Below are 25,021 nucleotides of genomic sequence, written 5' to 3'. Positions count from 1 at the left end.
CAATATGCTGCGATGAAAAGAGCATATTGACCCACATACGACATCGATTTAAATTAAGCGATGATATTCTTTGCTTTCAAGACGGCTAAACACTCAGTGACCAACGTTGCCACATCGTGATCACTCGCTTGAAGGTGAATGTCAGGTTGAAGGGGCTGCTCATACTCAGAATCAATTCCAGTAAAATTGGCAATCTCTCCCGCACGTGCTTTCTTGTACAATCCTTTTGGATCTCGGGATTCGCAAACCGCCAAACTTGCATCAACAAACACTTCGAGAAACTCACCTTGTGGAAGTAAAGATTTAACCAAAGCACGCTCTTCTCTATGCGGAGAAATAAAGGCCGATAGGACAATCAATCCTGCATCCGCCATCAGTTTTGCCAACTCACCAACACGACGAATATTTTCTCGTCGATCTTGTGCTGAAAAGCCAAGATCACGACATAAACCATGCCTAACGTTATCACCATCCAATAGATACGTATGATGACCCAAGCGAATCAGCTCAGTTTCTAATGCCCCCGCTACTGTCGATTTGCCAGCACCAGAAAGACCAGTAAACCAAAGGACGACAGGCTGCTGTTTTTTCAGCTCAGAGCGTTCCGATTTTGTTACGTAATGCTGATGCCAAATGACGTTCTCATCTTTTTCTAAAGTAGTATCTGACATATAAATCCTTAATTGTCACGAATCATAAAAACATTAAAATGGGAAAAAATACGGAATCAGTGCTAATACCAATACGGAATAGACGATTGAAATAGGAATACCGATCCGAAGGTAATCTTTAAGCTGATAATTGCCCACGCTGTACACCAACAAATTAGTTTGATATCCGTAAGGAGAAATGAAGCTAGCACTAGCGCCAAATAAAACAGCCATAATGAATGGCATGGGATCAACCCCATAGCCTACAGCCATGCTATAACCAATAGGAAATGCGAGAGCCGCCGCCGCATTATTGGTGATGAGCTCGGTTAGAATGAGAGTAACGAAGTAAGTCGCCACTAACGCACCAAATACCCCCCAACCATTGAACAACTCCATAAACATCTCGCCCATCCGTTCGGACAGCCCTGTCGATATCATCAGTTGAGCAATAGATAATGCAGAGCCGACAATGACCACGATATCGGTAGGAAAACGACGTCTTAGTTCTCCGAAATTAACAATCCCGAACGCTAAAATAGCAATAAGATAGAGTGCTAGGCCCTTAATAATAGGAAGGACGTTAGTAAGCGCTAACACTATCACCGCAATGAAGCCGAACAACACATAGCTCGATTTGGCAAAATCAAGCTTAGCGCTCGAATCTAAGTCGTTGACTAACACAAACTCTTTTCGGTGCTTGCGCCTTTCATCGTCGAATCGTTTACCTGGCGCCACGACGAGGGTATCGCCAGCTTGCAGTACAATATTACCCAATCCGCCTTCTAAGCGTTCGTGTCCACGACGAATTGCGACGACCACGGCATCAAATTTATCGCGAAAGTGACTCGATTTTAGGGTTTTATTGCAGAAAGTAGCCGAGGAACTCACCACAACCTCTAGCAGGTTTTGACCGTTTAGATGATGCTGCCCAAAGAAAGTCAGGCCATTGATTTCTTGTAAGGTATTGACGCTCTCTACATCACCGCAAAATAGTAGCCTGTCTTTTGCCTTAAGTACGAAGTCCGGATCAACAGAAGCCAGCGTTTCTCCATCGCGCACCACTTCAGCTAAGAATAGCTTTCTCAGTGCTCTCAAGTTATTTTCGGCAATACTGCCTCCGACTAAAGGCGACCCAGGCTCCACTCTAGCTTCCAAGAAATACGGTAAATCATCTTGGCTAATATCGTCATAGTTTGGCAGGAGATAGCTCAAGGGGATAAGCACAATCACCCCACCAATCAATACACTCAAACCAATCCAAGTCGGTGCAAAAAAGTCTAAACTGGGCAGCCCAACATCCTCAACAAAGCTATTAATAATTAGGTTTGTTGAGGTACCAATCAGCGTTAGTGTGCCTCCTAATATTGCAGCGTAGGACAAGGGGATCAGTAACTTTGAAGGGGCGTGGCGCTGATTCCGTTTTATCGCACCGATAAGAGAAACAACAACAGCCGTATTATTGGTAAATGATGAAAGAAGCGCCGTAGAAATACCAAGCTTCGCCACAACGGAACCCAGTTTCCCTGTCGCAATAGAGCGGCTAACCCAACTGATCAGGCGTGTCTTCTCCAAAGCAGCAGAAGACATGATGAGCAGCACCAATGTCAGTAATGACGAGTTGGTGAAATTGGTCGCAATGACGCTTAACTCCGTCATTCCTGTAATGAAGGAGATAAACGCCGCGCCAGCGAAAATAAGGCTGGGTTTAATTTTAGTGGCCACTAAGCAGCTAATGATTGACATCAATAGCGCTAAAACCACTCCTTGTTCCCACATAATCCTTATCCTCGCCAACTGACCATTTTGTCACGCACCATTCGGTGTGCTGTTGCTCGTGCTACGCCTTATAAGCTATGGCCACAAGCTTATATCTTGGCATCCCACTCAGGGAAGTGCTTCAATATTAGCGATTTAAGCTCGCTTTCAAACGCCCCCATGCGCTCCTTAGGAGAACGCTGCTGCTCAGCAAGTGCATCTCGAACTAAGCCTGCCCCTACTGTCACATTGGTGAGGCGATCGATGATGATAAAGCCACCTGTATCTTGCACGGCATCATAATTATCAATGGCTACCGATTCAGTTAGTGACCACTCACATAGCCCAATACCATTAATTGGTAGGGTTTCAGTATCGAAAGATGCCAGTGTATTGATATCGTATTGATGACGAACCGCTTCTAGCTGTCCTTGTGTTTTCTTACCGGCGATTTTAATGTCGTAGGTTTTGCCTGCCGTCAATGCGTCATCCGTCATCCAGACGACATCCGCTAGCAGACGATTCGATGATGTCACTTTTGCATCTTGTTTGACGATAAGGTCACCACGGCTGATATCGATTTCATCCGTCAAGGTTAACGTCACGGCTTGCCCTGCAAATGCTACGTCGAGATTGCCGTCGAATGTCACGATGCTTTCTATGGTCGACGTCTTTCCAGACGGCAGCGATTTTATCTCATCGCCTACACGGATCTCACCAGAGCCAACGGTGCCAGCAAACCCACGAAAATCGAGGTTAGGGCGATTCACATACTGCACGGGGAATCGAAATTCGCCGTAGCGTTTATCTTGGTCAATATCGACGGTTTCCAATAACTCCAACAACGGCTTGCCTTGATACCACGGCATGTTCTCACCCGCGTCGACCACGTTATCGCCATCAAGCGCTGATAACGGAATAATTTGAATATCAATGCCTTTACCGAGTTTCTCAGAAAACGCTAAATAATCATCACGAATGGACTCGAATCGCTCTTGAGAAAAGTCCACTAAATCCATTTTGTTCACGGCAACAACAAATTGCTTAAGCCCGAGTAAACTAGCAATAAAGGAATGACGACGAGTCTGATCCAACATGCCTTTACGCGCGTCAATCAAAATAACCGCAAGATCACACGTTGATGCTCCCGTAGCCATATTACGCGTATATTGTTCATGCCCTGGTGTATCAGCAATGATGAACTTTCGTTTCTGCGTAGAGAAATAACGGTACGCTACATCAATGGTGATGCCTTGTTCACGCTCAGCTTGCAAGCCATCAACCAATAAAGCGAGATCAGGTTTGTCGCCAGTGGTTCCCACTCGTTGGCTATCCGAGTGTACCGCGGCTAGTTGATCTTCATAAATTTGTTTCGAGTCATGGAGCAAGCGTCCAATTAAGGTACTTTTGCCATCATCCACTGAGCCACAGGTCAGGAATCGAAGTAAAGATTTGTGCTGATGCTGGTTGAGGTAACCCTCGATACCCAGTTCGGCAAGTTGTGTTTCAACTACGCTATTCATAATGTGTCCCTTCGATCCTTAGAAATATCCCTGACGTTTTTTAAGCTCCATCGATCCTGACTGATCATGATCGATCGCCCGACCTTGCCGTTCGCTTGAGGTCGCGACAAGCATCTCTTCGATGATCTCTGTCAGTGTGGATGCCGTTGATTCGACCGCTCCTGTCAGTGGGTAACAACCAAGCGTTCTAAAACGTACGCTCTTATTTTCCACTTTTTCATCAGGTTGGATCTCCATACGCTCATCATCAACCATGATCAGCATGCCATCTCGCTCAACGACAGGGCGCTCTGCCGCTAAATACAGTGGTACCATCTCGATATTTTCGAGGTAGATATATTGCCAAATATCCAGCTCCGTCCAATTCGATAGCGGGAATACTCGGATGCTTTCGCCTTTATTTATTTGACCGTTATAGGTATTCCACAATTCTGGACGTTGATTTTTAGGATCCCATGTATGGTTTTTATCCCTAAACGAATAGACTCGCTCTTTTGCTCTAGACTTTTCTTCATCGCGACGAGCTCCACCAAATGCCGCATCAAAGCCGTATTGATTGAGTGCTTGCTTCAAACCTTGGGTTTTCATGATGTCGGTATGTTTTGATGAACCATGCACAAAGGGATTGATCCCCATTTCCAGGCCTTCTGGATTTTTATGAACCAAAAGCTCAAACCCATACTTCTTGGCGGTACGATCTCGAAAATCAATCATTTCTTTGAATTTCCAGTCGGTATCCACGTGTAACAAAGGAAATGGGATTTTTCCTGGGTAAAAGGCTTTTCTAGCCAGGTGCAACATGACGGAAGAATCTTTACCGATTGAATACATCATGACCGGGTTATCAAATTCAGCAGCGACTTCACGAATAATGTGAATGCTCTCCGCTTCAAGTTGCTTAAGGTGAGTGAGTCTTTCTTGGTCCATTTGTTGTGCTTCCTTTTTTGCGAGTGGAGACTCATTGCATCTCCACAAGACTGAATTCCTATGCACTCTTTACACTAAGCGCGTGATTGATTTTGTTTCCGAAGCTAACGGTCTTATTAAGACCCATCGCCTCTCCGGTATTGTTTGTATCACCAAACCAAGCAAGCTCTCTTGCTAGTTCAACCACCTCGCCCACCACGATCAATGATGGCGCTTGTGCATTCTTTGCAAGATCGGAAAGATCCTTTAGCTGACCTATTAATACTTTTTGGTTTTGCTGAGTGCCACGTTCAATAATCGCCACTGGTACATCAAGACGTCGTCCATGACGCACCAATTGCTGCTGAATATACTCTGACTTCATTAGGCCCATATAAATGACTAAGGTTTGATTGGGCCTTGCGAGTGTCGACCAATCCATATCGTCGCTTCCAGGCTTGAGATGGCCAGTAACAAATAGCGCAGACTGGGCATAATCACGATGAGTCAGAGGAATACCTGCATAAGCTGTCGCGCCAGCTGCAGCTGTAATACCGGGAACCACTTGAAATTGAATACCGGCTTGAGCAAGAACCTGGAGTTCTTCTCCCCCTCTGCCAAACATAAAGGAGTCCCCGCCCTTAATTCGCACAACCTTATGACCACTTTGAGCAAAATCGAGCAGTAATTGATTGGTCTTATCTTGAGGAACGCTATGATGCCCTGCTCGCTTACCCACACATACCAGCACAGTGCTATCCGGTACCAAGGCCATGATTTCTTCGGAAACAAGGTAGTCGTACAAAACCACATCAGCTTGCTGTAAAAAATTCAGAGCTTTGAGAGTGAGTAACTCAGGATCGCCTGGGCCAGCACCAACCAAAGCCACTTCACCGGCTTTTAGTTTTGAAGAAGGCAATCTAGGTTTGACTGTACTCGCCACCAACTGAGGTGTAGGTTTTAAGTCTGTCGAGTGGTTATGAGCTTGGTCCATATTGGCAGTCCATCGCGTATCTGATGTTGGCATTATGACCAACTGGCTATATTACCTGAAATTCTAAAATTTCATTTTTTATTCCAAAAACCACTATAGGACGAATTTGCCGCTTTTTACCGAAGTAAAAGGACGCATTCACGCGTTCCCTTCTACTATTGATATTGGGGTGGCCTCGAGATGAGACATACGAATCAAAACTCACAATAACAACCAATTTAGATCACACTTTCTTTATGTATGAAAAATATCTTTCATAACAAATTGATACAATTGGCATGTTTTGAAACAGAATTCCATAGAAAGGATATGAAGATGAAAGTGGCAGTGAAACCTATTTCAATCGCAGTGCTTGGCGGCATGCTAGCAATAGCAGGCCCGGTAATGGCAGATGAAATTAAATTAAGAATAATCGAAACAACTGATATTCATACTAATGTCATGGATTATGACTACTACAAAGACAAGCCTTCACAAAAAATCGGCTTAGCCCGTGCTGCCACACTGGTCAAAGAAGCACGCAATGAAGTCAGCAACAGTGTGCTCGTGGACAATGGTGATCTGCTACAAGGTAGTCCTATGGGCGATTACATGGCAGATAAAGGCGTGAAGCCGGGCGATATACACCCCGTTTACAAAGCGATGAATCAACTCAGCTATGATGTAGGTAACATCGGTAATCACGAATTTAACTATGGTTTAGATTTCTTAGCGGCTTCATTGAAGGGCGCTAACTTCCCGTATGTCAATGCTAACGTTTTTGATCAAGCAACCGGTGAGCACTACTTTAAGCCTTACCTCATCAAGACACATACCTTCCAAGATACCGATGGCAATGCACAACAAGTAAAAGTTGGTTACATTGGTTTTGTTCCACCACAAATCATGGTTTGGGATAAAAAAAATCTAGAAGGCAAAGTCTTTGCTAAAGACATCAAGGCGACCGCTGAAGAACTAGTGCCTCAAATGAAAAAAGAGGGAGCCGATATCATTATCGCTATTCCTCACTCAGGCGTATCTAGCGACCCGTATAAAGCAGGCGCTGAAAACTCAACGTACTACCTTTCAGAAGTAAAAGGCATTGACGCGATCGCGTTTGGTCACTCCCATGCGGTATTCCCAGGTAAAGGGTTTGAAAATATCCAAGGCGTCGATAACGAAAAAGGCACCATCAATGGTGTTGCGGCAGTGATGCCGGGTCGTTGGGGTAGCCATGTGGGTGTGATGGATCTCATGCTGACTAAAGATGGGGACACATGGAAAGTCGCACAAACACAAACGCAAACCGAAGCTCGACCAATTTTTGATGCGGTCAGTAAGAAACCGTTGGTTGATGCCGATAAAGGCATCGTCGATGCGGTTAAAACCGATCATGATGCGACACGTGATTTTGTTAACCAGCCAATCGGCAAAGCAAATGATGTTATGTACAGCTTCCTAGCTCTGGTTCAGGACGATCCTACCGTACAAATCGTCAATCTTGCGCAAATAGATTATGTTGAAACCATGATTCAAGGCGATCCTGATCTTGATGGATTACCAGTATTATCTGCCGCTGCACCTTTTAAAGCCGGTGGAAGAAAAAATGACCCAGCGAACTTCACCGAAGTTGAATCTGGACAGCTCACCTTCCGAAATGCGGCGGACTTATACCTTTATCCGAATACGTTAGTTGCATTGAAAATGACAGGAAAAGAGGTCAAGGAATGGCTGGAATGCTCAGCGGGTCAATTTAATCAAATTGATGTTAGCAGTGATAAACCACAGTCTTTGATCGATTGGGATAATTTCCGTACCTATAACTTCGACGTTATGGACGGAGTTAACTACCAGATCGATGTAAGCCAAGCCGCTCGTTATGATGCTAACTGTCAGCCGCTTAATGAAAACAGCGAGCGTATTGTCGACTTAACCTATCAAGGTAAGCCTATAGACTTAACCCAAACGTTCCTTGTTGCGACTAACAATTATCGTGCTTACAGCAACAAATTCCCTGGAACTGGTAGCGAATTCATTGCATTTGATTCACCCGATGAGAACCGCACCGTTGTGGCGAGTTACATCACTAATGTCAGTAAAGACAAAGGTGAAGTCACCCCGAGCGCGGATAACAACTGGACGTTTGCTCCGCTTCAATCTGATGTAAAACTCGATGTTCGCTTTGAAACTTCGCCATCAGAAAAAGCCGCGAAATTCATCAACGATAAAGGTCAGTACCCAATGGAAAAAGTGGCAACAGATGATGTTGGCTTTGCCGTTTATCGTATTGATCTACAGAAATAACCACTAAGCTATCAGTATAAAGCCACGCGAATGCGTGGCTTTTTTTATACCCGCAGTTTACTCTAAATCAAACACACCACATAAGAGACAAAGCAATGCTTATCTGGAAAATAAAAAAATTTAACGAGCTAACCACACAAGAACTTTATCAATTATTAAAATTACGTATTGATGTTTTCGTCGTAGAGCAAACGTGCCCTTATCCAGAACTTGATGACAAAGACCACCAAGCCGGTGTCTATCATCTTGCCGGCTACCGCGAGGATGAACTCATTGCTTGCGCAAGACTTTTGCCAAAAGGTATCAGCTATGAGGAGGTCAGTATTGGCCGAGTTGCCACAAATAGTAATCATCGTGGCAATGGTTTAGGCCATGAACTCATTAGCTATGCGATAAAAGCATGCGAAGATTTATGGCCAAATGAAGATATTACAATTGGCGCGCAATACCATTTACAAAATTACTATGGTAAACATGGCTTTCAGCCTTGCTCAGAGCAATATCTGGAAGATGATATCCCGCACGTAGATATGAGACTGACGCGCTAGCGTCAGACTTGATTGCCTTATTTACTCCGGCCAAATCCGCCGTCAGACAACCTGAAGAACATGATGGATTGTTCGCCTTTTTCGATCTGCAGAATGTCCAACTGACCCTCTTGGCTATATTTAAAGCGGATGAGCTGGCCTTGTTTAATTCGGCTTAGTGGTTTGTCAGCCCCTTCGACTCGAGCAAGAGAGTTTAAATCCGCCATCGGCAATTGGTTTTTTCTGAAAACCTGAGCAAGGGTATCGCCTTTCTTAACCGTATATTCTCTCCAATCGGTCTCAGTCACTTGCTCCAAATCCTTTTGAGCACTTTGTTCACTCAACGACTGCGCATTAACACTGACGGTCACACGTTGGTTGGTTGGACTAGGCTCAATAGGTGATGTTGTCTTATAACTAGGCCAAAGCAATAACACGACTACGATGGGTACAATCACGCTTAGTAATCGACGGTGCAACAATGGCAAGTTGAACCAAAAGGATGAAAATTTTGCTTTCAACGCCAATAGATTCGGTTTACCAAGCGCTTGACTCTTGGTTTTGATTTTAGAAAAATCCATCTTAGCCCACAGCGCTTTTAATGGCTGTAAATGATCGATTTTTTGTTTCTTCCTTTGACGACGATTCATTCCTATCCGTCTCCTACTAAACAACGGGTCCAGTTTAAAAAAACCCACGATCAGAGTATAGGAAAATCGTAGGAAAACCTGTTTATAGCAGTCTAATGTCACAAGTTTTACAACTTACTCAAATTAAATAGTAAAACTTCTTAAGAGCATTCCGGTTTTATTTAAGAACTGGTATCCTTTGCGCTTCATTCGATAAGCAAAGAGAGACCGTCATGTCTGACGTGAAATTAGAAACTGTAGAACAAAAAGCTAGCTACGGTATTGGTCTACAAATGGGCCAACAACTAGCAGGAAGCGGCCTAGAAGGTCTTAACGTTGATGCAATCGCTAAAGGTATTGCAACTGCGCTTACTGGTGACATGCCAGAAATCGAAATTGATGAGATTAACAATGCTCTTCAAGACCTACACACTCGTGCAGAATCAGCTCGCCAAGAAGCGGCTAAAGCGGCATCTGCTGATAGTGAAGTATTCCTATCAGACAACGCACTTCGTCCAGAAGTTACCGTTCTTGAGTCTGGTCTTCAATACGAAGTAATCACTGAAGGTACTGGTGAAATCCCAACTGCAGACAACACAGTACGAGTTCACTACCACGGTGAGCTAACTGATGGAACTGTATTTGATAGTTCAGTATCTCGTGGCCAACCAGCTGAATTCCCAGTAACAGGCGTAATCAAAGGTTGGGTTGAAGCACTTCAACTTATGCCTGTTGGTTCAAAATGGAAGCTTTGCATTCCACAAGACCTTGCATATGGCGAGCGTGGCGCTGGCGCTGCGATCCCACCGTTTGCAGCACTTGTTTTTGAAGTAGAGCTTCTAGAAATCCTAGGCTAATCTCCATAAACATAAAATTATTTAAGCAGTGATTCGTCACTGCTTTTTTTATTGTCTAAACTTACGGTCATGAACAACAAAATGGACTATATCATGATCAAAATAACCCCTGCCGTGCTCGCACTCTCTCTCGTTACTTTACCTGCAATGGCCGAGTTTGACTTGCCAACATTAGATTCAGATTCAACAAACAGCATGCTCAATAGCGCAGCGTCGCTAAGCCAGACACAAAATTCTGCAGTTGTCGGTGACCTTGTCGATAATTTATCGATTACACCTGAGCAAGCAACGACTGGCGCAGGTGCGCTGTTATCGTTAGCTCAAAATAGTTTAGGAAGTGGACAAGCATCTGAACTGAGTTCACTGATCCCAGGAATGTCATCGTTAAGCAGCAGTGGTTTATTAACGTCAGTTGAAAATATGGAAAGCGTTAAGAATATTTTCGCATCGGTAGGGCTAGATCCTAGCATGATCTCGCAATTCGCGCCTGTCGTGCTCGATTATTTAGGTACGCAAGGTGCAAGTTCTGAGTTATTAGGATCGTTAACGAGCTTATGGCAATAAATCGTACTGATAAATAAGCCAGATTTCAGACACAAAAAAGCCGAGTATAAATACTCGGCTTTTTAATGCTTCGAACTATTACTCAGCAGCAGCTTCTTCAGCAGCTTCTGGGCGATCTACAAGCTCAATGAAAGCCATTGGAGCTTTATCGCCGGTACGGAAACCAGCTTTTAGGATACGTGTGTAACCGCCTTGGCGGGTAGCAAAACGTGGACCTAGTTCGTTGAATAGTTTCGCAACTACTTCGTTATCACGAGTACGTGCAAATGCTAGACGACGGTTAGCAACGCTGTCAGTCTTAGCTAGTGTAATCAAAGGCTCAACTACGCGACGTAGCTCTTTTGCTTTAGGCAATGTAGTCTTGATTACTTCATGACGTACAAGAGAGCTAGCCATATTGCTGAACATCGCTTTGCGATGACTGCTGTTGCGGTTGAGTTGACGACCACTCTTACGATGGCGCATGACCTAATCCTTCTAACTAGTATCGATTAATCTTCAGCGATAGACGCTGGTGGCCAGTTTTCTAGGCGCATGCCCAGAGAAAGACCACGTGATGCAAGTACGTCTTTAATCTCAGTAAGAGATTTTTTACCAAGGTTTGGCGTTTTAAGTAGCTCAACCTCAGTACGCTGTACAAGATCACCGATGTAGTGAATCGCTTCTGCTTTCAGACAGTTAGCAGAGCGAACTGTTAGTTCAAGATCGTCTACAGGACGCAGTAGAATAGGATCGAACTCCGGCTTCTCTTCTTTCTCCTCAGGTACTCGTACATCACGAAGATCTACGAATGCATCCAGTTGTTCAGCTAAAATAGTAGCTGCACGACGGATAGCTTCCTCAGGTTCCAGAGTACCGTTCGTTTCCATGTCGATGACAAGTTTGTCCAAGTCAGTACGTTGTTCTACACGAGCCGCTTCAACAGCATAGGCGATTTTATCGACTGGGCTGTATGTAGCATCTACAAGTAGACGACCGATTGGGCGCTCATCTTCTTCAGTATGGATACGAGCTGAAGCTGGAACGTAACCACGACCACGTTCTACTTTGATACGCATAGCGATCTCAGCGTTGTCATCCGTTAGGTGACAAATAACGTGTTCTGGGTTAGCGATCTCTACATCACCATCATGGGTGATGTCACCTGCAACAACAGGGCCTGAGCCTGATTTATTCAGTGTAATGAATACTTCATCTTTGCCTTCGGCTACGCGAACAGCTAGACCTTTCAAGTTAAGTAATATCTCAAGGATATCTTCTTGAACGCCTTCTTTAGTGCTGTACTCGTGCAAAACGCCTTCTATTTCAACTTCTGTTACAGCACAACCTGGCATAGAAGATAGTAGAATACGACGAAGTGCATTACCTAGAGTGTGGCCAAAGCCACGCTCTAATGGCTCAAGAGTTACTTTTGCGTGTGTCGTGCTGATTTGTTCAATATCAACAAGACGTGGCTTAAGAAATTCTGTTACAGAACCCTGCATTGTGTCCTCTCTTTATATTAAACCTTACTTAGAGTAAAGTTCGACGATCAAGTGTTCGTTAATGTCAGCAGATAGATCTGAACGCTCAGGCATACGCTTGAATGTTCCTTCCATCTTACCAGCATCTACTTCAATCCAAGTTGGTTTTTCACGTTGTCCAGCAACTTCTAGAGCCGCTTTAATACGAGATTGCTGTTTAGCTTTCTCGCGGATAGTAACAACGTCATTAGCCGAAACTTTGAAAGAAGGAACGTTTACAACTTTACCGTTAACTACGATAGCTTTGTGGCTAACTAGTTGACGTGCTTCTGCGCGAGTTGCGCCAAAGCCCATGCGGTAAACTACGTTGTCAAGACGACCTTCAAGAAGCTGAAGCAGGTTTGCACCTGTGTTGCCCTTAAGGCGAGCAGCTTCTTTGTAATAGTTACGGAATTGTTTTTCTAGAACGCCATAAATACGACGAACTTTTTGCTTCTCACGAAGCTGAACGCCATATTCAGATAGACGACCGCGACGAGCGCCGTGTACACCTGGTGCGTTATCAATTTTACACTTGGTATCGATCGCACGTACACCAGACTTAAGGAATAAGTCTGTGCCTTCGCGACGGCTAAGCTTCAGCTTAGGACCCAAATATCTTGCCATGATTCTTCTCCAATTATCCCAGAAACGTTATACGTTTATACGCGACGTTTCTTAGGTGGACGACAACCGTTATGAGGGATTGGTGTAGCATCAACAATGTTTGTGATGCGGAAACCAGCAGCATTCAGTGCACGAACTGTAGATTCGCGACCTGGACCTGGACCCTTAACCATAACTTCCAAGTTCTTTAGACCGTATTCTTTCGCCATTTCAGCACAACGTTCAGCAGCAACTTGTGCAGCAAACGGAGTAGACTTACGAGAGCCACGGAAACCTGAACCACCTGCTGTAGCCCAAGCAAGAGCATTGCCTTGGCGATCAGTAATGGTTACGATTGTGTTATTGAAAGAAGCATGAATGTGCGCTACGCCATCAGCAACTTGCTTGCGTACGCGCTTACGAGCGCGTGTTGGTTGTTTAGCCATTGTACTCTACCTTCCCGACTATTTCTTGATCGGCTTACGCGGACCCTTGCGGGTGCGAGCGTTGGTTTTAGTACGCTGTCCACGTAGTGGTAGACTGCGACGATGACGAAGACCTCTGTAACAACCAAGGTCCATAAGACGCTTGATGTTCATTGAGACTTCACGACGTAGATCACCTTCTACAGTGTATTTTGCAACACCATCACGCAGTTGATCGATCTGTTCTTCATTTAGTTCACTGATCTTAACATCTTCAGCAATACCCACTTCAGCTAGAATAGCTTGAGAGCGAGTCTTACCAATGCCGTAGATCGCAGTTAGTGCGATTACAGCGTGCTTTTGATCAGGAATGTTAATGCCTGCTATACGGGCCATTATTCACTCCATAAAGTGTTTCGTAAAAGAATTATCCGCAACAAAGCCCGTTTAGGATACGTTGCGGGATACTACTTCTTTTGCACGCAAAAGGTAGGTCGAGGAATATACTCGACCATACCTCATATTTCAAGTAAAAATTTCTGCTTTATTAGCCTTGGCGCTGTTTGTGCTTTGGCTCACTGCAAATTACGCGCACAACACCGTTGCGCTTGATAACTTTACAGTTACGGCAGATTTTTTTAACGGAAGCACGAACTTTCATTGCTAAACTCCGTAAATTAAATCTGAATTAACGGCCTGAGCCTTTCAGATTTGCTTTTTTCAACACAGAATCATACTGTTGAGACATCAGATGAGTCTGTACCTGTGCCATAAAGTCCATGATAACAACCACTACGATTAGTAGTGATGTGCCGCCAAAATAGAAACGTACGTTCCAAGCGACCATCATAAACTCGGGAATCAGACAGATAAAGGTAATATATAGAGCACCAGCTAGGGTTAATCTAGTCATTACTTTATCAATATACTTCGCTGTCTGCTCTCCTGGGCGGATACCGGGTACGAATGCACCAGACTTCTTCAAATTATCTGCTGTTTCTCTTGGGTTGAAAACCAACGCCGTATAGAAGAAACAGAAGAAAATTATCGCTGCTGCATAAAGCATTACATACAATGGTTGACCTGGGCTAAGAGCTAAAGACACATCAGTTAACCAACCGAATGCGCTGCTCTCTCCGTTTTGACCAAACCACTGAGCCAATGTTCCTGGGAACAGGATAATGCTCGATGCGAAAATTGCTGGAATAACACCTGCCATGTTGATTTTCAACGGCAAGTGCGTACTTTGAGCAGCAAATACTTTGCGGCCTTGTTGTCGTTTTGCATAGTTAACGACGATACGACGTTGACCACGCTCCATGAACACCACAAAATAAATAACTGCGAAAGATAACACAGCAATAAACAACAAAAGAAGTACGTGCAGTTCACCTTGACGCGCTTGCTCGATTGTTTGACCAATTGCCGAAGGCAATCCAGCAACAATACCTGCAAAAATAAGAATGGAAATACCATTCCCGATTCCACGCTCTGTAATTTGTTCACCTAACCACATCAAAAACATGGTACCGGTTACTAAACTTACGGTAGCAATCAGCGTAAACATGGTTTGGTTGATAACAACCAGATTATTGACCATGTTTGGAAGGCCAGTTGCAATACCTATTGCCTGGAATGTTGCAAGTACAAGCGTACCATAACGCGTATATTGGCTAATCTTACGACGCCCTGCCTCACCCTCTTTCTTGAGTTCGGCTAACGCTGGATGAACTACAGTTAGCAACTGGACAACAATAGATGCCGAAATATACGGCATGATGCCCAGTGCTAAAATAGATGCACGCTCTAGAGCACCACCGGAGAACATGTTAAACATTTCTACGATGGTACCTTTTTGCTGTTCGAACAAATCGGCAAGTACAGCCGCGTCAATACCAGGAATCGGCACAAAAGAGCCGGCACGGAACACTAATAGCGCACCAAGTACGAATAAAAGGCGCGATTTGAGCTCGTTTAAGCCACTTTTAGCACTGTTAAAATCTTGTCCTGGTTTCTTAGCCATCTGTACCTCGTCCCTCGAGATTATTCCTCGATTTTACCGCCTGCAGCTTCGATTGCAGCTTTAGCGCCTTTTGTCACGCGTAGACCTTTAACAGTCACAGCTTTCGTTAGTTCACCTGAAAGAACAACTTTTACAAATTCGATGTTCTTAGTGATAACGTTAGCCGCTTTAAGACTGTTTAGATCAACAACGTCACCAGTTACTTTCGCTAGCTCAGCTAGACGAACTTCAGCAGACACTAGGCTCTTACGAGAAGTGAAACCGAATTTAGGTAGACGCTGTTTCAAAGGCATTTGACCGCCTTCAAAGCCTGGACGAACACTGCCGCCAGAACGTGACTTTTGGCCTTTATGACCACGGCCTGCTGTTTTACCAAGGCCAGAACCGATACCACGACCTACGCGCTTCTTAGAAGGCTTAGAACCCGCAGCCGGTGATAGAGTATTCAAACGCATTCTGATTACTCCTCAACTTTAACCATGTAGTAAACCTTGTTGATCATACCGCGTACACACGGAGTATCTTCAAGCTCTACTGTATGGTTGATTTTACGAAGGCCTAAACCTTTAAGACACGCTTTGTGCTTAGGTAGACGACCGATTGAACTCTTAGTTTGAGTCACTTTAATAGTATTAGCCATGGTTCTTACTCCGAAATCGATTCAACAGTGAGACCACGTTTAGCTGCTACCATTTCTGGAGACTTAACGTCTACTAGACCAGCAATCGTTGCGCGAACAACGTTGATTGGGTTAGTTGAACCGTAAGCTTTAGCTAATACGTTGTGAACACCTACAACTTCAAGTACTGCACGCATCGCACCGCCGGCGATGATACCAGTACCTTCTGCAGCTGGCTGCATGTAGATCTTAGAGCCCGAATGACGACCTTTCACCGCGTGGTGAAGAGTGCCTTCGTTAAGCGAAATCGTAACCATGTTGCGACGCGCTTTTTCCATTGCTTTTTGGATCGCTGCAGGTACTTCACGGGCTTTGCCGTAACCGAAACCTACACGACCATTACCGTCACCAACTACTGTTAGTGCAGTGAAGCTCATGATTCGACCACCTTTAACCGTTTTAGAAACACGGTTAACAGCGATTAGTTTTTCTTGCAAATCACTAGCTTGTTGTTGTTCTCTTGCCATCTTCCAACCCTACCTTAGAATTTCAGACCAGCTTCGCGAGCAGATTCTGCTAGCGCCGCTACTCGACCGTGGTATTGGAAACCAGAACGATCAAATGCAACTGTAGAAACGCCTTTTTCAAGAGCGCGTTCTGCAATAGCTTTACCTATTGCTTGAGCTGCTTCGATGTTACCAGTGTTCTTAACTTGCTCACGGATCGCTTTTTCTACAGTAGAAGCAGAAGCGATGACCTCAGAGCCGTTTGATGCGATAACCTGAGCGTACACATGACGCGGAGTACGGTGTACAACTAGGCGAGTTGCACCCAGTTCTGCAATCTTACGACGCGCACGTGTAGCACGACGGATGCGAGATGCTTTCTTATCCATAGTGTTACCTTATTTTTTCTTAGCTTCTTTGGTACGCACATTTTCATCTGCGTAACGAACACCTTTGCCTTTATAAGGCTCAGGCTCACGGTAAGAACGAATGTCAGCTGCAACTTGACCTACTAATTGCTTATCGCAACCAGTAATGATGATCTCAGTTTGGCTAGGACATTCGGCTTTAATACCCGCTGGCAACTCGTGCTCAACTGGGTGAGAGAAACCTAGAGTTAGGCCAACCGCATTGCCTTTAATAGCAGCACGGTAACCAACACCCTTAAGAGTCAGTTTCTTAGTAAAGCCTTCGGTAACACCAACAACCATGTTGTTAACTAGTGCACGAGCAGTACCTGCTTGTGCCCAAGCGTTAGTAACACCTTCTTTCGGTCCGAAAGTTAGGTTGTTCTCTTCCTGTGCAACAACTACTGCATTGTTAAGAACGCGAGTTAGTTCACCTTTGCTACCTTTAACAGTAACTTCTTGGCCGTTTAGTTTCACCTCTACGCCAGCTGGAATAGCGACAGGTGCTTTAGCAACACGAGACATAGTCTACTCCTTAAGCGACGTAACAGATGATTTCACCGCCAAGGCATGCTTTACGAGCAGCACGGTCTGACATCAGACCCTTGGAAGTAGATACGACTGCAATACCCAAACCACCCATTACAGATGGTAGCTCGTTGTTCTTCTTGTAAACACGAAGACCAGGACGAGATACACGTTTGATTTGCTCGATTACAGGTTTAGCTTGGAAGTACTTAAGTGTAACTTCTAGCTCAGGTTTAGTTTCGCCATCAACAGCGAAATCTGTAATATAACCTTCAGCTTTCAGCAAAGCAGCAATTGCAACTTTAAGCTTTGAAGAAGGCATTTTAACAGCAACTTTATTTGCTGCCTGACCGTTACGAATACGGGTCAGCATATCCGAAATCGGATCTTGCATGCTCATATGATTTACTCCAAATGATTAAGCGGCAATTACCAGCTAGCCTTACGAAGTCCAGGAATCTCGCCTTTCATGCAAGCTTCACGAACCTTAATACGGCTTAGACCGAACTTACGTAGGAAACCGTGTGGACGACCAGTTTGGTTGCAACGGTTGCGCTGACGTGATGCACTTGAATCACGTGGAAGAGATTGCAGTTTTAGAACCGCATTCCAACGATCTTCTTCTGATGCGTTAACATCGCTAATGATTGCTTTTAACGCTGAACGCTTTTCTGCGAACTTAGTTACAAGCTTTGCACGTTTTGCTTCACGTGCTTTCATTGATTGTTTAGCCATAACAGTAACCCTTCACCTTACTTGCGGAATGGGAAGTTAAAGGCAGCCAGCAGAGCTCGGCCTTCCTCATCGTTTGCAGCAGACGTCGTAATAGTGATGTCTAAGCCACGAACACGGTCTACTTTATCGTAGTCGATTTCCGGGAAGATGATTTGCTCGCGAACGCCCATGCTGTAGTTACCGCGTCCGTCAAAAGACTTAGCGCTAACACCACGGAAATCACGTACACGTGGAAGTGCGATAGAGATTAAACGCTCTAAAAATTCCCACATACGTTCGCCACGCAAGGTTACTTTACAACCAATTGGGTAGCCTTCACGAATTTTGAAACCAGCAACAGATTTACGCGCTTTAGTGATAAGTGGCTTTTGACCAGAGATCGTTGCCATATCAGCAGCTGCGTTTTCTAGCAGTTTCTTATCGTTGATTGCTTCACCAACGCCCATATTTAGGGTGATTTTATCAATCCTAGGGACTTGCATGACGCTTGAGTAGCTGAACTCTTTGGTCAGTTCAGCAACTACAGACGACTTGTAGTAATCATGCAGTTTCGCCATAGTAGAACTCCAAATTACTTCTAATTAGTTAGAAACAGTTTCGCCGTTAGATTTAAAGAAACGAACTTTCTTACCATCTTCGATACGGAAACCGATGCGGTCTGCTTTACCAGTAGCCGCGTTAAAGACTGCAATGTTGGAAGCATCAATAGCTGCTTCTTGTTCAACGATGCCACCTTGTTGACCTAGAGCCGGAACCGGCTTTTGGTGCTTCTTAACAAGGTTAATGCCTTCAACGATAACTTTACCGGTCGCTAGAACCTTAGTTACTTTACCTTTCTTGCCTTTGTCTTTCCCAGCAAGAACGATTACTTCGTCGTTACGACGGATTTTAGCTGCCATGTGCCGCTCCTTACAGAACTTCTGGTGCTAGTGAAACGATTTTCATGAATTTCGCATTGCGAAGTTCACGCGTCACTGGACCAAAGATACGTGTGCCGACTGGTTGCTCAGTAGTGTCGTTCAACAATACACAAGCGTTGCGGTCGAAGCGAATGACAGAGCCATCTGGACGACGTACGCCTTTACGGGTGCGAACTACCACCGCATTCAGGACATCACCTTTTTTAACTTTACCACGAGGAATTGCTTCCTTCACAGTAACCTTGATGACATCACCGATGTGTGCATAACGGCGGTGAGAGCCACCCAGGACCTTAATACACATTACTCTACGAGCGCCGGAGTTATCCGCAGCGTCGAGTGTACTTTGCATTTGGATCATGTTAGTGCTCCGCTAAATAATAAAAACTAGACCCTCTCGGGTCGGGCTGCCTCTTTAAAGGGACGCGAACTATATCACCCTTTATCGAGATTGGGTAGACAAAAAATAAGCGGCCCCCAAAATAAATCGGAGCCGCTTGATTTTTAAGCTAAAAATCTGATTAAGATTTCGCTTTTTCTACGATGTTTACCAAAGTCCAAGATTTCATCTTAGACATTGGACGACATTCACGAATCTCAACAGTGTCGCCAATGCCACACTCGTTGTTTTCGTCATGTGCGTGTATTTTAGTCGTACGCTTTACGAATTTACCGTAAATTGGGTGTTTCACCATGCGTTCGATTGTCACAACGATAGACTTGTCAGCCTTGTTGCTAAGTACACGACCTAGTTGGGTACGAATTTTGTCGCTCATTATGCGCCTGCCTTCTCAGTCAAAACAGTTTTCACACGTGCGATATCACGGCGTACAGCTTTAAGAGTATGAGTTTGCTGAAGTTGACCAGTTGCACCTTGCATGCGCAAGTTAAACTGTTCACGTAGCAAATTCAAAAGCTCAGCGTTAAGCTCTTCAACGCTTTTTTCGCGTAGATCTTGTGCTTTCATCACATCACCTGCTTAGTTACAAATGTAGTTTTGAACGGCAGTTTGCGAGCCGCTAGGCGGAACGCTTCACGTGCCAACTCTTCAGGTACACCGTCCATTTCGTACATAACCTTTCCAGGTTGGATTTGGGCTACCCAGTACTCAACGTTACCTTTACCCTTACCCTGACGAACTTCAAGTGGTTTTTCTGTGATTGGCTTATCTGGGAACACACGGATCCAGATTTGGCCTTGACGCTTAACGTGACGCGTCATAGCACGACGTGCCGCTTCGATCTGACGAGCAGTAAGACGACCACGGCCAACCGCTTTAAGACCAAAAGTACCGAAGCTTACATCAGTACCTTTAGCTAAACCACGGTTACGGCCTGTTTGAACCTTGCGGAACTTAGTACGTTTAGGTTGTAGCATCTGTCGACTCCTTACTTACGGCCTTTGCGCTGCTTCTTAGGCTTGTCGCCTTTTGGCTCAACAGCGTTAGCTGCCGGCATACCGCCTAGAATCTCACCTTTGAAGATCCAGACTTTAACGCCGATCACACCGTATTGGGTGTGAGCCGAAGAAGTTGCGTAATCAATGTCAGCACGTAGAGTGTGTAGAGGCACACGGCCTTCACGATACCACTCAGCACGTGCAATTTCAGCGCCGCCTAAACGACCGCTTACTTGCACTTTGATACCTTTAGCGCCTAGACGCATAGCATTCTGAACCGCACGCTTCATAGCGCGACGGAACATCACACGACGCTCTAGTTGAGACGCGATGCTATCAGCAACTAATTTGCCGTCTAGCTCAGGCTTACGTACTTCAGCGATGTTAATTTGCGCTGGTACACCTGCGATTTTAGCTACAGCAGTGCGTAGCTTCTCAACGTCTTCGCCTTTCTTACCGATAACAACACCAGGACGAGCTGTGTGAATAGTCACACGGATGCTCTTCGCTGGACGCTCGATAACGATGCGTGATAGAGACGCTTTTGCTAGTTCCTTAGTAAGGAACTGACGTACCTTGAAGTCGCCATCTAGGTTATCAGCGAATTCGTTGGTATTAGCAAACCATGTAGCATTCCAAGGCTTAACGATGCCAAGACGAATACCATTTGGATGTACTTTCTGACCCATTGCTTATCTCCTAGCTTTTAGCGATCTGCTACAACAACAGTGATGTGGCTTGAACGCTTCAAGATACGGTCGGCACGGCCTTTAGCACGAGGCATAATACGCTTCATGATAGGGCCTTCATCTACGAAGATTTTAGCGACATTAAGATCGTCGATATCTGCACCTTCGTTATGTTCCGCATTCGCGATTGCTGATTCTAGAACTTTCTTAATTAATTCAGCAGCTTTTTTGTTGCTGAAAGTAAGTAGTTCTAGCGCTTGATCCACGTTTTTACCGCGGATTTGGTCTGCAACTAAGCGAGCTTTCTGAGGAGAAATACGAGCAAAGTTATGTTTAGCGATAGCTTCCATCATCTACTCCTATTTCTTCTTAGCTTTCTTATCTGCAGCATGGCCGCGATAAGTGCGAGTTGGTGCAAATTCGCCCAGTTTGTGACCGATCATTTCTTCGGTAACGAAAACTGGTACGTGCTGACGACCATTATGGACAGCGATGGTCAAACCGATCATAGTAGGTATGATCATTGAGCGACGGGACCAAGTCTTAACAGGCTTTTTGTCTCCGCTTTCCACCGCTTTCTCTACCTTCTTCAGCAAGTGTAGGTCAATAAAAGGACCTTTCTTGAGAGAACGTGGCATGGCGATTCCTCTTTATAGATTATTTATTACGACGACGTACAATGTACTTGTCAGTGCGCTTGTTCTTACGAGTCTTAAAGCCTTTAGTAGGCTGACCCCAAGGAGATACTGGGTGACGGCCACCAGATGTACGACCTTCACCACCACCGTGCGGGTGATCTACCGGGTTCATTACCACACCGCGGACGGTTGGACGAACACCGCGCCAGCGACTAGCACCAGCTTTACCTAGTTCACGTAGCATGTGCTCAGCATTACCAACTTCACCGAGCGTAGCACGGCCTTCTGATAATACTTTGCGCATTTCACCTGAACGTAGGCGTAGAGTTACATAAGCACCATCGCGAGCGATAAGTTGTGCGTATGCACCTGCAGAACGAGCAATTTGTGCACCTTTACCAGGCTTCAATTCAACACAGTGAACTGTAGAACCTACAGGGATGTTACGCATCGGCAGAGTGTTACCTGCTTTGATTGGCGCATCAACACCTGATTGGATAGAGTCACCCGCTTGGATGCCCTTTGGTGCAATAATGTAGCGGCGCTCACCGTCTGCGTACAGAACTAGAGCAATGTTTGCGCTACGGTTTGGATCGTATTCTAGACGCTCAACTTTCGCTGGGATACCGTCTTTAGTACGTTTGAAGTCAATCAAACGGTAATGGTGTTTATGACCACCACCGATGTGACGTACTGTAATACGACCGTTGTTGTTACGACCACCATTCTTAGAGTTTTTCTCTAGAAGTGGTGCGTATGGCTTACCCTTGTGCAGGTCAGTGTTAACAACTTTAACAACGTGACGACGACCAGGGGAAGTCGGCTTACATTTAACAATAGCCATTCTTAACTACTCCTGTTATTCCGCGCCGCCAACGAAGTCAAGGTCTTGACCTTCAGCCAAAGTAACATACGCTTTCTTAACGTCGCTGCGGCGACCTTGGCGTAGACCTTGGCGTTTAGTCTTACCCTTAAGAATAAGAGTATTTACAGACTTAACTTCAACTTCAAATAGCTTTTCTACAGCTGCTTTGATCTCTTTCTTCGTTGCATCTTTCGCTACTTTGAAAACGATAGTATTCGCTTTCTCTGCAGCCATAGTTGCTTTCTCAGAAATGTGCGGAGCACGTAGAACTTTTAGGATGCGTTCTTCAGTGATCATGCTAGCATCTCCTCAACTTGCTTAACTGCGTCAGCAGTCATTAGAACCTTGTCAAAGCCGATTAGACTTACTGGATCAATCGCAGCAACGTCACGAGCATCAACTTTGTAAAGGTTACGAGCAGCTAAGAATAGATTCTCATCTACTTCGCTAGTCACAATAAGAACGTCCGTTAGCTCAAGATCATTAAGCTTAGCGATTAGCTCTTTTGTTTTTGGTGCTTCAACTGAGAAGTTGTCTACAACAACTAGACGCTCTTGACGAACAAGCTCAGAAAGAATGCTTTTCATAGCACCGCGGTACATTTTTTTGTTTACTTTTTGACTGTGATCTTGTGGTTTCGCAGCAAAAGTAACACCACCTGTACGCCAGATTGGGCTACGAATTGTACCAGCACGTGCACGGCCAGTACCTTTTTGACGCCATGGCTTAGCGCCACCGCCAGATACTTCTGAACGAGTCTTTTGAGCACGAGTACCTTGACGAGCACCTGCTGCATAAGCAACAACTACTTGGTGTACAAGAGCTTCGTTGAAGTCACGTCCGAAAGTAGTCTCGGAAACAGTTAGTGCATCAGCACCTTTAACCATCAATTCCATTACTTACTCCTAGACGTTATGCTTTAATAGCTGGTTTAACGATCACGTTGCCGCCTGTTGAGCCTGGTACCGCACCTTTAATAAGGAGCAAACCGCGCTCAGCGTCAACACGTACGATCTCTAGGTTTTGAGTCGTTACACGCTCAGCACCCATGTGACCTGCCATTTTCTTGCCTTTAAATACGCGACCTGGAGTTTGGCATTGACCAATTGAACCCGGTGCACGGTGAGACAAGGAGTTACCGTGAGTCATATCTTGAGTAGAGAAGTTCCAACGCTTGATAGCGCCTTGGAAGCCTTTACCTTTAGATGTACCAGTAACGTCTACTTTTTTAACGTCGTTGAATAGTTCTACGTTTAGCTCAGCGCCAAGTTCAAACTCTTCGCCGTTTTCCAAACGGAATTCCCAAAGACCGCGACCTGCTTCAACACCTGCTTTCGCAAAGTGGCCAGCTTGTGGCTTAGAAACACGGCTAGCTTTCTTCTCGCCTGCAGTAATTTGAATTGCAGCATAACCGTCAGTCTCAAGTGATTTAACTTGAGTTACACGGTTCGCTTCAACCTCAACTACTGTTACAGGGATAGAAACGCCTTCTTCGGTAAATACGCGGGTCATACCCACTTTACGTCCGACTAGACCAATCATTATTCTTATCTCCCTTAACCTAGGCTGATTTGAACATCAACGCCAGCAGCAAGATCAAGACGCATTAGAGCATCAACAGTTTTATCTGTTGGCTCAACGATGTCGATCAAACGCTTGTGAGTACGAATTTCGTACTGATCACGTGCATCTTTGTTGACGTGTGGAGAGGTAAGAACAGTGAAACGCTCTTTACGAGTAGGAAGTGGAATAGGACCACGAACCTGTGCGCCGGTACGCTTAGCTGTTTCAACGATTTCCGCAGTAGACTGATCGATTAGCTTGTAATCAAAAGCCTTTAGGCGGATACGAATACGTTGGTTCTGCATGAGACAGAGCTCCAAAATTAATTATTACACAAACAATATCGCCACTCATGCTCGCTAAAGCGAGAGAATGTCGATTGATTTATGTGAAACCGTAGCATTCTAATTGAATGCATTGTCAGCTAATTTTCGATTACCCTAAACCTATTTAACGTATAAATACGCTAGTAAATAAAAAGTAATTGTATTAACTGCGAACATAAGCTGAGTCTACGTTACTAAACATCTACGTGAGTAGGCGTTCACTCCTCAGTGCTCATTGGTTCACAACTGGCTAGGCCAGAGCGCGCTATTATACAGAACATCAGCGGACTTGCAATAGGAGGAGAAAAAATAATCAGCACATAAATAAGGAAAGGATTTTGCAGGGGAAATCAGAGCAGCGATATCTGTCTTAGGGGCCAGTAGTACTCGTATTACTTCAAATAAAAAGAGGAGCCTAAGCTCCTCTTTTTCAGTGCGGTATTCGCAAGATTTTGCTATAAATTAAGCAAAGATCTTAGCAACAACACCAGCGCCTACAGTACGGCCACCTTCACGGATAGCAAAACGTAGACCTTCGTCCATTGCGATTGGAGCGATTAGCTCAACAACCATTTGGATG

Annotated in this window: 39 protein-coding genes; 4 read left to right on the top strand and 35 right to left on the bottom strand. The window is 44.9% G+C overall.

The window, feature by feature from the left end; translation table 11 throughout:
* Positions 1 to 53: 53 nt before the first annotated feature.
* From cysC to cobA, 5 genes are all read right to left on the bottom strand, one after another.
* Positions 54 to 671, bottom strand: coding sequence for an adenylyl-sulfate kinase (cysC, locus tag ACE1OE_RS20475; protein WP_372061489.1), 618 nt, complete (start codon positions 669 to 671; stop codon positions 54 to 56).
* A gap of 33 nt (positions 672 to 704) precedes the next feature.
* The gene (locus ACE1OE_RS20470) at positions 705 to 2,429 is read right to left on the bottom strand and encodes an SLC13 family permease (RefSeq protein WP_449212125.1); all 1,725 of its coding nucleotides are present in this window, start codon (positions 2,427 to 2,429) and stop codon (positions 705 to 707) included.
* A gap of 89 nt (positions 2,430 to 2,518) precedes the next feature.
* Positions 2,519 to 3,931, bottom strand: coding sequence for a sulfate adenylyltransferase subunit CysN (cysN, locus tag ACE1OE_RS20465; protein ID WP_102471313.1), 1,413 nt, complete (start codon positions 3,929 to 3,931; stop codon positions 2,519 to 2,521).
* Between the two features lie 18 nt (positions 3,932 to 3,949).
* Positions 3,950 to 4,906, bottom strand: coding sequence for a sulfate adenylyltransferase subunit CysD (gene cysD / locus ACE1OE_RS20460; RefSeq protein ID WP_277869428.1), 957 nt, complete (start codon positions 4,904 to 4,906; stop codon positions 3,950 to 3,952).
* A 10-nt stretch (positions 4,907 to 4,916) separates the two neighbouring features.
* The gene (cobA, locus tag ACE1OE_RS20455; protein ID WP_449212124.1) at positions 4,917 to 5,831 is read right to left on the bottom strand and encodes a uroporphyrinogen-III C-methyltransferase; all 915 of its coding nucleotides are present in this window, start codon (positions 5,829 to 5,831) and stop codon (positions 4,917 to 4,919) included.
* Positions 5,832 to 6,146: 315 nt separating this feature from the next.
* Here cobA and ACE1OE_RS20450 point away from each other — a divergent pair, with 315 nt between their 5' ends.
* Complete coding sequence (locus ACE1OE_RS20450) at positions 6,147 to 8,114, top strand: bifunctional 2',3'-cyclic-nucleotide 2'-phosphodiesterase/3'-nucleotidase (RefSeq protein WP_449212123.1); 1,968 nt, start codon at positions 6,147 to 6,149, stop codon at positions 8,112 to 8,114.
* A gap of 95 nt (positions 8,115 to 8,209) precedes the next feature.
* Positions 8,210 to 8,662, top strand: a complete 453-nt coding sequence (locus tag ACE1OE_RS20445) for a GNAT family N-acetyltransferase (RefSeq protein WP_102471317.1) — start codon at positions 8,210 to 8,212, stop codon at positions 8,660 to 8,662.
* A gap of 17 nt (positions 8,663 to 8,679) precedes the next feature.
* On the opposite strand, the gene ACE1OE_RS20440 is transcribed toward ACE1OE_RS20445, so the two are convergent.
* Positions 8,680 to 9,291 carry a LysM-like peptidoglycan-binding domain-containing protein gene (locus ACE1OE_RS20440; RefSeq protein WP_449212122.1) on the bottom strand — a complete coding sequence of 204 codons (612 nt, stop codon included), beginning with the start codon at positions 9,289 to 9,291 and terminating at the stop codon, positions 8,680 to 8,682.
* 212 nt (positions 9,292 to 9,503) lie between these two features.
* Here ACE1OE_RS20440 and ACE1OE_RS20435 point away from each other — a divergent pair, with 212 nt between their 5' ends.
* Entirely contained in the window at positions 9,504 to 10,127 is a 624-nt protein-coding gene (locus tag ACE1OE_RS20435; protein ID WP_102471319.1) for an FKBP-type peptidyl-prolyl cis-trans isomerase, read from the top strand.
* A gap of 93 nt (positions 10,128 to 10,220) precedes the next feature.
* A complete protein-coding gene (locus ACE1OE_RS20430; RefSeq protein WP_241903104.1) occupies positions 10,221 to 10,691 on the top strand; it encodes a DUF2780 domain-containing protein in 471 nt (156 codons plus the stop codon).
* A 78-nt stretch (positions 10,692 to 10,769) separates the two neighbouring features.
* Here the strand turns inward: ACE1OE_RS20430 and rplQ are convergent, their stop codons facing one another.
* The 29 genes from rplQ to ACE1OE_RS20285 form a co-directional block, all read right to left on the bottom strand.
* Positions 10,770 to 11,156 carry a 50S ribosomal protein L17 gene (rplQ, locus tag ACE1OE_RS20425; RefSeq protein WP_102471321.1) on the bottom strand — a complete coding sequence of 129 codons (387 nt, stop codon included), beginning with the start codon at positions 11,154 to 11,156 and terminating at the stop codon, positions 10,770 to 10,772.
* 26 nt (positions 11,157 to 11,182) lie between these two features.
* Complete coding sequence (locus tag ACE1OE_RS20420; protein ID WP_102471322.1) at positions 11,183 to 12,175, bottom strand: DNA-directed RNA polymerase subunit alpha; 993 nt, start codon at positions 12,173 to 12,175, stop codon at positions 11,183 to 11,185.
* A 24-nt stretch (positions 12,176 to 12,199) separates the two neighbouring features.
* A complete protein-coding gene (gene rpsD, locus ACE1OE_RS20415) occupies positions 12,200 to 12,820 on the bottom strand; it encodes a 30S ribosomal protein S4 (protein ID WP_102471323.1) in 621 nt (206 codons plus the stop codon).
* A 35-nt stretch (positions 12,821 to 12,855) separates the two neighbouring features.
* Positions 12,856 to 13,245: a 30S ribosomal protein S11 gene (rpsK, locus tag ACE1OE_RS20410; RefSeq protein WP_001118870.1), complete on the bottom strand. Its 390-nt coding sequence runs from the start codon at positions 13,243 to 13,245 to the stop codon at positions 12,856 to 12,858.
* 18 nt (positions 13,246 to 13,263) lie between these two features.
* Positions 13,264 to 13,620 carry a 30S ribosomal protein S13 gene (rpsM, locus tag ACE1OE_RS20405; RefSeq protein WP_102471324.1) on the bottom strand — a complete coding sequence of 119 codons (357 nt, stop codon included), beginning with the start codon at positions 13,618 to 13,620 and terminating at the stop codon, positions 13,264 to 13,266.
* Between the two features lie 151 nt (positions 13,621 to 13,771).
* Complete coding sequence (gene rpmJ / locus ACE1OE_RS20400) at positions 13,772 to 13,885, bottom strand: 50S ribosomal protein L36 (protein WP_000868186.1); 114 nt, start codon at positions 13,883 to 13,885, stop codon at positions 13,772 to 13,774.
* 27 nt (positions 13,886 to 13,912) lie between these two features.
* The gene (gene secY / locus ACE1OE_RS20395) at positions 13,913 to 15,247 is read right to left on the bottom strand and encodes a preprotein translocase subunit SecY (RefSeq protein WP_102471325.1); all 1,335 of its coding nucleotides are present in this window, start codon (positions 15,245 to 15,247) and stop codon (positions 13,913 to 13,915) included.
* A gap of 20 nt (positions 15,248 to 15,267) precedes the next feature.
* On the bottom strand, positions 15,268 to 15,702 hold the full coding sequence (rplO, locus tag ACE1OE_RS20390) for a 50S ribosomal protein L15 (protein ID WP_102471326.1): 435 nt from the start codon (positions 15,700 to 15,702) through the stop codon (positions 15,268 to 15,270).
* Positions 15,703 to 15,707: 5 nt separating this feature from the next.
* On the bottom strand, positions 15,708 to 15,887 hold the full coding sequence (gene rpmD, locus ACE1OE_RS20385) for a 50S ribosomal protein L30 (protein WP_102471327.1): 180 nt from the start codon (positions 15,885 to 15,887) through the stop codon (positions 15,708 to 15,710).
* 5 nt (positions 15,888 to 15,892) lie between these two features.
* Positions 15,893 to 16,393, bottom strand: coding sequence for a 30S ribosomal protein S5 (rpsE, locus tag ACE1OE_RS20380; RefSeq protein WP_102471328.1), 501 nt, complete (start codon positions 16,391 to 16,393; stop codon positions 15,893 to 15,895).
* 14 nt (positions 16,394 to 16,407) lie between these two features.
* On the bottom strand, positions 16,408 to 16,761 hold the full coding sequence (rplR, locus tag ACE1OE_RS20375; RefSeq protein ID WP_250619389.1) for a 50S ribosomal protein L18: 354 nt from the start codon (positions 16,759 to 16,761) through the stop codon (positions 16,408 to 16,410).
* Positions 16,762 to 16,770: 9 nt separating this feature from the next.
* Positions 16,771 to 17,304, bottom strand: a complete 534-nt coding sequence (rplF, locus tag ACE1OE_RS20370) for a 50S ribosomal protein L6 (protein ID WP_449212121.1) — start codon at positions 17,302 to 17,304, stop codon at positions 16,771 to 16,773.
* A gap of 10 nt (positions 17,305 to 17,314) precedes the next feature.
* Complete coding sequence (gene rpsH, locus ACE1OE_RS20365; protein ID WP_102471331.1) at positions 17,315 to 17,707, bottom strand: 30S ribosomal protein S8; 393 nt, start codon at positions 17,705 to 17,707, stop codon at positions 17,315 to 17,317.
* Between the two features lie 29 nt (positions 17,708 to 17,736).
* Positions 17,737 to 18,042: a 30S ribosomal protein S14 gene (gene rpsN / locus ACE1OE_RS20360; protein WP_102471332.1), complete on the bottom strand. Its 306-nt coding sequence runs from the start codon at positions 18,040 to 18,042 to the stop codon at positions 17,737 to 17,739.
* Positions 18,043 to 18,059: 17 nt separating this feature from the next.
* Positions 18,060 to 18,599, bottom strand: coding sequence for a 50S ribosomal protein L5 (rplE, locus tag ACE1OE_RS20355; RefSeq protein WP_102471333.1), 540 nt, complete (start codon positions 18,597 to 18,599; stop codon positions 18,060 to 18,062).
* Positions 18,600 to 18,623: 24 nt separating this feature from the next.
* On the bottom strand, positions 18,624 to 18,941 hold the full coding sequence (rplX, locus tag ACE1OE_RS20350; RefSeq protein WP_102471334.1) for a 50S ribosomal protein L24: 318 nt from the start codon (positions 18,939 to 18,941) through the stop codon (positions 18,624 to 18,626).
* 10 nt (positions 18,942 to 18,951) lie between these two features.
* Entirely contained in the window at positions 18,952 to 19,323 is a 372-nt protein-coding gene (gene rplN / locus ACE1OE_RS20345) for a 50S ribosomal protein L14 (protein ID WP_449212120.1), read from the bottom strand.
* Between the two features lie 160 nt (positions 19,324 to 19,483).
* Positions 19,484 to 19,738: a 30S ribosomal protein S17 gene (gene rpsQ / locus ACE1OE_RS20340; protein WP_102471335.1), complete on the bottom strand. Its 255-nt coding sequence runs from the start codon at positions 19,736 to 19,738 to the stop codon at positions 19,484 to 19,486.
* Positions 19,738 to 19,929, bottom strand: coding sequence for a 50S ribosomal protein L29 (rpmC, locus tag ACE1OE_RS20335; RefSeq protein ID WP_102471336.1), 192 nt, complete (start codon positions 19,927 to 19,929; stop codon positions 19,738 to 19,740). Before rpmC ends, rpsQ begins: the two co-directional genes overlap by 1 nt.
* Positions 19,929 to 20,339 carry a 50S ribosomal protein L16 gene (gene rplP / locus ACE1OE_RS20330; RefSeq protein WP_102471337.1) on the bottom strand — a complete coding sequence of 137 codons (411 nt, stop codon included), beginning with the start codon at positions 20,337 to 20,339 and terminating at the stop codon, positions 19,929 to 19,931. The genes rpmC and rplP overlap by 1 nt, the downstream gene beginning before the upstream one ends.
* Before the next feature lie 11 nt (positions 20,340 to 20,350).
* On the bottom strand, positions 20,351 to 21,049 hold the full coding sequence (gene rpsC, locus ACE1OE_RS20325; RefSeq protein ID WP_102471338.1) for a 30S ribosomal protein S3: 699 nt from the start codon (positions 21,047 to 21,049) through the stop codon (positions 20,351 to 20,353).
* Between the two features lie 17 nt (positions 21,050 to 21,066).
* Entirely contained in the window at positions 21,067 to 21,399 is a 333-nt protein-coding gene (gene rplV / locus ACE1OE_RS20320; protein WP_102471339.1) for a 50S ribosomal protein L22, read from the bottom strand.
* A 9-nt stretch (positions 21,400 to 21,408) separates the two neighbouring features.
* On the bottom strand, positions 21,409 to 21,687 hold the full coding sequence (gene rpsS / locus ACE1OE_RS20315) for a 30S ribosomal protein S19 (protein ID WP_102471340.1): 279 nt from the start codon (positions 21,685 to 21,687) through the stop codon (positions 21,409 to 21,411).
* A 19-nt stretch (positions 21,688 to 21,706) separates the two neighbouring features.
* Complete coding sequence (gene rplB, locus ACE1OE_RS20310; protein ID WP_102471341.1) at positions 21,707 to 22,531, bottom strand: 50S ribosomal protein L2; 825 nt, start codon at positions 22,529 to 22,531, stop codon at positions 21,707 to 21,709.
* A 15-nt stretch (positions 22,532 to 22,546) separates the two neighbouring features.
* Complete coding sequence (rplW, locus tag ACE1OE_RS20305; protein WP_031495626.1) at positions 22,547 to 22,849, bottom strand: 50S ribosomal protein L23; 303 nt, start codon at positions 22,847 to 22,849, stop codon at positions 22,547 to 22,549.
* Complete coding sequence (gene rplD, locus ACE1OE_RS20300) at positions 22,846 to 23,448, bottom strand: 50S ribosomal protein L4 (RefSeq protein ID WP_102471342.1); 603 nt, start codon at positions 23,446 to 23,448, stop codon at positions 22,846 to 22,848. The genes rplW and rplD overlap by 4 nt, the downstream gene beginning before the upstream one ends.
* A gap of 16 nt (positions 23,449 to 23,464) precedes the next feature.
* Positions 23,465 to 24,094 carry a 50S ribosomal protein L3 gene (gene rplC / locus ACE1OE_RS20295; protein WP_102471343.1) on the bottom strand — a complete coding sequence of 210 codons (630 nt, stop codon included), beginning with the start codon at positions 24,092 to 24,094 and terminating at the stop codon, positions 23,465 to 23,467.
* Positions 24,095 to 24,108: 14 nt separating this feature from the next.
* Positions 24,109 to 24,420 carry a 30S ribosomal protein S10 gene (gene rpsJ, locus ACE1OE_RS20290; RefSeq protein WP_005417222.1) on the bottom strand — a complete coding sequence of 104 codons (312 nt, stop codon included), beginning with the start codon at positions 24,418 to 24,420 and terminating at the stop codon, positions 24,109 to 24,111.
* 483 nt (positions 24,421 to 24,903) lie between these two features.
* Positions 24,904 to 25,021: EF-Tu C-terminal domain-related protein (locus ACE1OE_RS20285; RefSeq protein ID WP_152428706.1), on the bottom strand; the 118-nt coding region annotated here is incomplete at its 5' end.

The organism is Vibrio sp. E150_011, from assembly GCF_053544015.1.
Note: the sequence above shows the minus strand (reverse complement) of the source record. Positions and strands in the feature narration are given on the sequence as shown.

Excerpts from the sequence above, each read along its gene's own strand:
- ACE1OE_RS20450 (WP_449212123.1), top strand. The coding sequence starts at position 6,147 with ATGAAAGTGGCAGTGAAACCTATTTCAATCGCAGTGCTTGGCGGCATG.
- ACE1OE_RS20430 (WP_241903104.1), top strand. The coding sequence starts at position 10,221 with ATGATCAAAATAACCCCTGCCGTGCTCGCACTCTCTCTCGTTACTTTA.
- rpmJ (WP_000868186.1), bottom strand. The coding sequence starts at position 13,885 with ATGAAAGTTCGTGCTTCCGTTAAAAAAATCTGCCGTAACTGTAAAGTT.
- rplC (WP_102471343.1), bottom strand. The coding sequence starts at position 24,094 with ATGATTGGTCTAGTCGGACGTAAAGTGGGTATGACCCGCGTATTTACC.
- secY (WP_102471325.1), bottom strand. The coding sequence starts at position 15,247 with ATGGCTAAGAAACCAGGACAAGATTTTAACAGTGCTAAAAGTGGCTTA.
- ACE1OE_RS20435 (WP_102471319.1), top strand. The coding sequence starts at position 9,504 with ATGTCTGACGTGAAATTAGAAACTGTAGAACAAAAAGCTAGCTACGGT.
- rplN (WP_449212120.1), bottom strand. The coding sequence starts at position 19,323 with ATGATCCAAATGCAAAGTACACTCGACGCTGCGGATAACTCCGGCGCT.
- rplO (WP_102471326.1), bottom strand. The coding sequence starts at position 15,702 with ATGCGTTTGAATACTCTATCACCGGCTGCGGGTTCTAAGCCTTCTAAG.
- cysC (WP_372061489.1), bottom strand. The coding sequence starts at position 671 with ATGTCAGATACTACTTTAGAAAAAGATGAGAACGTCATTTGGCATCAG.
- rpsK (WP_001118870.1), bottom strand. The coding sequence starts at position 13,245 with ATGGCTAAACAACCAACACGCGCTCGTAAGCGCGTACGCAAGCAAGTT.
- rpmC (WP_102471336.1), bottom strand. The coding sequence starts at position 19,929 with ATGAAAGCACAAGATCTACGCGAAAAAAGCGTTGAAGAGCTTAACGCT.
- rplF (WP_449212121.1), bottom strand. The coding sequence starts at position 17,304 with ATGTCTCGTGTTGCTAAAGCACCTGTCGCTATTCCAGCTGGCGTAGAG.
- rpsJ (WP_005417222.1), bottom strand. The coding sequence starts at position 24,420 with ATGCAGAACCAACGTATTCGTATCCGCCTAAAGGCTTTTGATTACAAG.
- rplV (WP_102471339.1), bottom strand. The coding sequence starts at position 21,399 with ATGGAAGCTATCGCTAAACATAACTTTGCTCGTATTTCTCCTCAGAAA.
- rpsM (WP_102471324.1), bottom strand. The coding sequence starts at position 13,620 with ATGGCCCGTATAGCAGGCATTAACATTCCTGATCAAAAGCACGCTGTA.
- rpmD (WP_102471327.1), bottom strand. The coding sequence starts at position 15,887 with ATGGCTAATACTATTAAAGTGACTCAAACTAAGAGTTCAATCGGTCGT.
- cysN (WP_102471313.1), bottom strand. The coding sequence starts at position 3,931 with ATGAATAGCGTAGTTGAAACACAACTTGCCGAACTGGGTATCGAGGGT.
- rplP (WP_102471337.1), bottom strand. The coding sequence starts at position 20,339 with ATGCTACAACCTAAACGTACTAAGTTCCGCAAGGTTCAAACAGGCCGT.
- rplX (WP_102471334.1), bottom strand. The coding sequence starts at position 18,941 with ATGGCAGCTAAAATCCGTCGTAACGACGAAGTAATCGTTCTTGCTGGG.
- rplR (WP_250619389.1), bottom strand. The coding sequence starts at position 16,761 with ATGGATAAGAAAGCATCTCGCATCCGTCGTGCTACACGTGCGCGTCGT.
- ACE1OE_RS20420 (WP_102471322.1), bottom strand. The coding sequence starts at position 12,175 with ATGCAGGGTTCTGTAACAGAATTTCTTAAGCCACGTCTTGTTGATATT.
- rpsC (WP_102471338.1), bottom strand. The coding sequence starts at position 21,049 with ATGGGTCAGAAAGTACATCCAAATGGTATTCGTCTTGGCATCGTTAAG.
- ACE1OE_RS20470 (WP_449212125.1), bottom strand. The coding sequence starts at position 2,429 with ATGTGGGAACAAGGAGTGGTTTTAGCGCTATTGATGTCAATCATTAGC.
- rpsS (WP_102471340.1), bottom strand. The coding sequence starts at position 21,687 with ATGCCACGTTCTCTCAAGAAAGGTCCTTTTATTGACCTACACTTGCTG.
- rplE (WP_102471333.1), bottom strand. The coding sequence starts at position 18,599 with ATGGCGAAACTGCATGATTACTACAAGTCGTCTGTAGTTGCTGAACTG.
- ACE1OE_RS20445 (WP_102471317.1), top strand. The coding sequence starts at position 8,210 with ATGCTTATCTGGAAAATAAAAAAATTTAACGAGCTAACCACACAAGAA.
- rplQ (WP_102471321.1), bottom strand. The coding sequence starts at position 11,156 with ATGCGCCATCGTAAGAGTGGTCGTCAACTCAACCGCAACAGCAGTCAT.
- rpsQ (WP_102471335.1), bottom strand. The coding sequence starts at position 19,738 with ATGAGCGACAAAATTCGTACCCAACTAGGTCGTGTACTTAGCAACAAG.
- rplW (WP_031495626.1), bottom strand. The coding sequence starts at position 22,849 with ATGATCACTGAAGAACGCATCCTAAAAGTTCTACGTGCTCCGCACATT.
- rpsN (WP_102471332.1), bottom strand. The coding sequence starts at position 18,042 with ATGGCTAAACAATCAATGAAAGCACGTGAAGCAAAACGTGCAAAGCTT.
- cobA (WP_449212124.1), bottom strand. The coding sequence starts at position 5,831 with ATGGACCAAGCTCATAACCACTCGACAGACTTAAAACCTACACCTCAG.
- rpsD (WP_102471323.1), bottom strand. The coding sequence starts at position 12,820 with ATGGCAAGATATTTGGGTCCTAAGCTGAAGCTTAGCCGTCGCGAAGGC.
- rplB (WP_102471341.1), bottom strand. The coding sequence starts at position 22,531 with ATGGCTATTGTTAAATGTAAGCCGACTTCCCCTGGTCGTCGTCACGTT.
- rpsH (WP_102471331.1), bottom strand. The coding sequence starts at position 17,707 with ATGAGCATGCAAGATCCGATTTCGGATATGCTGACCCGTATTCGTAAC.
- rpsE (WP_102471328.1), bottom strand. The coding sequence starts at position 16,393 with ATGGCAAGAGAACAACAACAAGCTAGTGATTTGCAAGAAAAACTAATC.
- rplD (WP_102471342.1), bottom strand. The coding sequence starts at position 23,448 with ATGGAATTGATGGTTAAAGGTGCTGATGCACTAACTGTTTCCGAGACT.
- ACE1OE_RS20440 (WP_449212122.1), bottom strand. The coding sequence starts at position 9,291 with ATGAATCGTCGTCAAAGGAAGAAACAAAAAATCGATCATTTACAGCCA.